At 42.5% G+C, this 2651-nt stretch carries 2 protein-coding genes and 1 pseudogene; 2 read left to right on the plus strand and 1 reads right to left on the minus strand.

Annotated features, from left to right (window positions below):
- Positions 1–626 precede the first annotated feature (626 nt).
- Positions 627–1406, plus strand: a complete 780-nt coding sequence (locus IM515_RS22410; RefSeq protein ID WP_002768861.1) for a pentapeptide repeat-containing protein — start codon at positions 627–629, stop codon at positions 1404–1406.
- Positions 1407–1428: 22 nt separating this feature from the next.
- On the opposite strand, the gene IM515_RS22415 is transcribed toward IM515_RS22410, so the two are convergent.
- Complete coding sequence (locus IM515_RS22415; RefSeq protein WP_287627081.1) at positions 1429–1950, minus strand: hypothetical protein; 522 nt, start codon at positions 1948–1950, stop codon at positions 1429–1431.
- 379 nt (positions 1951–2329) lie between these two features.
- On the opposite strand from IM515_RS22415, the pseudogene IM515_RS22420 reads away from it, so the two are divergent.
- A pseudogene (locus tag IM515_RS22420) lies at positions 2330–2651 on the plus strand (coiled-coil domain-containing protein); the annotation flags it as partial.

Genomic DNA, 2651 nt, shown 5'->3' on the forward strand with positions numbered 1-2651 from the left:
TACTAAACGTCGGGACATATAAACAGTTATAAGGTTGGTCAGGGTTGACCTATTAGATTCAGTCAGGGGACTGAAGACCTTACTAGGCGGTTATTTCAGGTATTTCAACCTTATTTCATGCCTAAACGTTTCGCACAAATCCGTTGAGTATAGGCTACATATCAGGACAGGCAAAAGGCACTCTTGCAATAGGCAAAAGGGGCAATAGATAATCAGTCTTTAATAACCGGATTTAGTATGATTTGGGTAAAAATATCCTGAAAGTCCTCTCGGCTCCACCGCCCTGATCCGAGAAAATACGGAGAATTAGCTGGGTTAAATATAATCAAGTTTGAACAATAGATAAGTTTTTTAACAAGAGTAGTTTCAGATACTAATTAGCCGATGGACTGGGGTAGAATTGGGAAAACCAGTCCAACTGTTTTAGCCAAGCTATTTAACTATGATTAAAATTAACTTGCTGTTCGCGTTATCTTCTCTTAAAAAATCGAAAAAAAACTTTACATAAACTCAAAGGAGGGCCTCGTAAATTGCTCATCTAAAAGCAGAGTGAGTTATCGGACAAAGTTTTTAGGTGCTTTTGTTGATTACTTCTTAACCACCATCTTATAAGTAGAAGAAGGGAGATGAAAGTTAATCAGTTACTAAGACTCTACGAACAAGGAGAGCGGGATTTTTTAGCCATTGACTTGATGAGTCTAGATCTACAACAAGTGACTCTAATCGCTGTCAATTTTGCTGCGGCCAATTTGCGCGGAACTAATTTGAGTCGCTCTTTTCTGACTAAATCAAATCTGCGGGGAGCGAGTTTAAATTGGGCGAATTTAACCTATGCCAAATTAAGTCAAGCGCAATTAGTGGAAGCGGACTTAACCAAAGCCAATCTCACCGGGGCCTTTATGGTCCGGGCAAACCTGCGTAACTCGCGCTTAAGTGGGGCGGATCTTTCCCATGCTAATCTCCGGGGAGCGAATTTATGCGGGGCGAATTTATGCGGGGCGAATTTATACTTAGTTAATCTCTTGGAGGCAACCCTAGATAAAGTCAATCTCAATTGGGCTAATTTACAAGAAGCGCGGTTAAGTGGGGCTAAATGTCGTCAGATTTCCGCAAGGGAAGCCAATTTTAGCGGCTCTTTTCTGAAAGAGGTGGACTTTCAGGGGGCCAATTTAGAAAGGGCTAATTTTAGCGAGGCACGTCTGACGGGTAGTGATTTACGCGGGGCCAATTTAGTGGGTGCTAATCTAGCGGGAGCGCGTTTACAAGAGGTAAATCTACAGGGAGCGGACTTGAGGGGTGCTAACTTGACGGGGACTTGTTTTGAGAGCGTCACCGGTTGGACAGAAATCGTCCAAGAAGATGATATTTTTCCCCTAGACTGGTTTCAGCCTCGTTTTGCCACTTAAAAGCCCGTCCTTTTGCTATCGATTAACGATTAGCTGGAGTGGTTAATCTTTGGTTAGGAATAGGGATTGGGGGAGCATTATTCGGCTCATCCTCGAAGGGTAAAGCAGGGGGAGGAGTGGTGGCACCCGGAGATGGTGCTGGAGATGGCGTGGGATTAACGGCAGCGGGGGGACTTTTCGGGGTGACGACGGGTGCGGGAGAGCTAAAACCGAGGAGAGCTTTGCCAAAGGGAAAAACATTCCCCCAGCGTTGAATATTGGGATGGCCAAACCAATCTTGACGGGACACCTTCACCGAGAGGAGAGGTGCGATCGCTCCTGATTTTTCGGCGGTTATTAATAAATCAATTTTATTAAGACCCTGTTGTTGATTAAAACGACTGATGATAGTTTTCTCCGCTAATTGCGATGCTCTAGTCAATAATCCTTCGTAGGATTCTCCCTGTTGAACTGCGATAGGAAGATTAACAGTGGATTGAGCTAAAACCACATCAACGGCGATAATTCCCGTCAGCAGCGTTAAAACAGTAATAGACTTGTACATAGGACAGACGGTTAAACAGGCACTCCCTGGCTAGGGTCGGGATCTTCCCTGTGAGAGTTCCCCGATCGCTTTCTTAAATTACCATAACCGCTCTCTGGCCACAATGGAAATTTTCCAGTAGCGAAATCGTCCTTAGTCCCTAGCAATAGGCAATAGGGGAATAATTAGGGCTGGCTGAATAAATCTAAAAACTTTGTTGGATAATATCTTTAGGCTTTTTTCAAATCAAAAAGTACCAGCCGAGAGTAATCGGGGGGAAAATTCCGGGACTTTTTTCCTGAAAATGGGTAAAACCCCACACCCCACACCCCACACCAACGAAAAACTTTTTTAGTATAACCTAATTATATTTGGCCCTATCGATCAGAGGTTGTTAATTATGACACAAACTAGCGAAACCGTTACCTATTCTCTCGAATCTGTCCTGAAAGAAATTAAAGATAGCATTAAAGAGGTTAATCAGAAAATTGACTCTCTCCAAAGAGATATGGGTCAGAAAATAGATTACTTTCAGAGAGATGTGGATCAAAAATTTGACAATCTCCAAAGAGATGTGGATGAGAAAATCGACAATCTCCAAAGAGATATGGATCAAAAATTTGACAGTCTCCAAAAAGATGTTAATCAAAAATTTGACAGTCTCCAAAAAGATGTTAATGATTTAAAAGTGGAAGTCACAGAAATCAAAGGAGATATTAAAA

It is taken from the genome of Microcystis sp. M44BS1, assembly GCF_020244875.1.
In the GTDB taxonomy this organism is placed as follows: Bacteria; Cyanobacteriota; Cyanobacteriia; order Cyanobacteriales; family Microcystaceae; genus Microcystis; species Microcystis panniformis.

Coding starts and splice junctions, on each gene's coding strand:
- IM515_RS22410 (WP_002768861.1), top strand. CDS start 627: ATGAAAGTTAATCAGTTACTAAGACTCTACGAACAAGGAGAGCGGGAT.
- IM515_RS22415 (WP_287627081.1), bottom strand. CDS start 1,950: ATGTACAAGTCTATTACTGTTTTAACGCTGCTGACGGGAATTATCGCC.